Origin of the sequence: Streptomyces sp. CG 926, assembly GCF_003148825.1 — a bacterium.
GTDB lineage: Bacteria > Actinomycetota > Actinomycetes > Streptomycetales > Streptomycetaceae > Streptomyces.
Genome location: NZ_QGGZ01000042.1, coordinates 1 through 1,782, shown reverse-complemented (window position 1 = coordinate 1,782; position 1,782 = coordinate 1). Strand labels below are relative to the sequence as shown.

The 1,782-nt window shown below is 70.7% G+C and carries 1 protein-coding gene; it reads right to left on the bottom strand.

Annotated elements, in window-relative coordinates; translation table 11 throughout:
* A partial coding sequence (locus BCL76_RS38370) for a condensation domain-containing protein (protein WP_258310168.1) occupies positions 1–1,782 on the bottom strand: 1,782 nt, incomplete at both ends.

Genomic DNA, 1,782 nt, shown 5'->3' with positions numbered 1-1,782 from the left:
CCAGCTCCGCGAACGAAACCTCCACACCGTCGGCGACAACAGCCACCGCATCCGGAGTCCTCGCCACCTGCGCCACGAACAACTCCGGCACCAACGCCGAACCCAAGTCCCTCTCGGTGTCGTTCCACTCGACCAGCACCCGACGACGCTCGTCGTCGCCGAGGACGTCGAGGGAGGTGAGGGGCAGGTCGGTGCCGTCGGAGAGTGCGGTTTCCACTGCGGAGACCAGGTGCTCGGCGGCCCTGTGCACGAGCTCCGTCACGGAGTGCGGGGCGATGGGGGCGATGGCGTCGACGACGAGGGTGAGGGTCTCGCCGTTGTCGTTGACGGCCACGGACAGCGGGTAGTTGGTGCGGTCGTGGGTCCAGACGGTGCGGATGCCGGTGATCGCCGCAGTGTGCTCGCCGTCGGCCTTGCGGGCCGTGTCGTGGCGGTAGTTGAAGAAGGAAGTGAAGACCGGGGTGTCGGCCGGCAGTCCGCCGGCCCGCTGGGCGACGGCCAGGGGGGCGTGCTCGTGCTCCATGAGGTGGGCGAGCTGGCCGCGCATGGCCTTGATGGACTCGAGCGCGCCGAGTTCCCCGGTGCGCACCCGGACGGGAAGGGTGTTCATGAAGGGGCCGGGGACGCGGTCGGATCCGGTGCCCGCGTTCATGCGGCCGGAGAGGACCGTGCCGAAGACGACGTCTTCGCGGCCGCTGAGTGCGGCGAGGACGCGTGCCCATGCCACGTGCAGTACGGGGGCGGGGCTGACGCCGAGGCGTCGTGCCACGTCGCGGAGGTGGGTGGTGAGGGCGGGCTGGAACTCCCGTTCTCCTCGGGTGATGCCGGTGCCGTCGCCGCGGACGTCGACCAGGCCGTAGGCGGCGGTGGGCTCGGTGACGTCGCCGAGCAGCTCGGCGAAGTACTGCTCGTGTGCGGCCTCTTCGACGCCGGTACGGGCCTGGGCGACGAAGTTGCGGAAGGGCAGCGGCTCGGGGAGGTCTTGGCCGCGGCCCGTGAGGAAGGCCTGGACCTCGTCGAGGAGGACTTCCTTCGCGGTGTGGTCCTGCACCATGTGGTGCATGCGCAGCAGGGCGAGGCGCTTGCCGTCCGCCGTCGGTGTGACGTGCAGGGTGATCAGGGGGGCGCGGTTCAGGTCCATGGTGGTGCCGCCGGCCGTGACGAGTGCGGCAACGAGGTCGTCGGTGTCCGCGTCGAGGGTCACGTGGGTGACGGGTAGGGCGGCGTGGCGCCGGACGACCTGGACGGGTTCGCGCAGGCCTTCCCACATGATCGCCGTACGCAGGATGTCGTGGCGGTCAACGACGGCCTGGAGCGCGGACAGGAAGCTGTCGAAGCGCTCGGTGGAGTCGAACTCGATGACGGTCGGGAGCGCGTAGGCGTCGTCGCCGCCCTCGTTGAGGAGGTGGTGGAAGAGCAGGCCCTCCTGGAGGGGGGCGAGCGGGTAGATGTCCGCGATGTTGGCGGCGCCGCCGTCGACGGAGGTGACGATCCGGGCCAGTTCGTCGGTCGTCAGGTCGACGAGCGGCAGCATCTCCGGCGTGATCTCGGTGGCGTCGGCCGGGATGAGGTTCTCGGGGACGGCGGTGTGGGCCGTGCTCGTGGCGAGGGCGAGGCCGGCCGGGGTCGGGGTCTCGAAGAGTGCGCGTACGGAGACGGACAGGCCGCGTTCGCGGAGCCGTTCGACGAGGCGGACGGCGAGGAGGGAGTGGCCGCCGAGGGCGAAGAAGTCGTCGTCCACACCGACCTCGGGCAGATTGAGGACCTGCGCGAAGACACCGC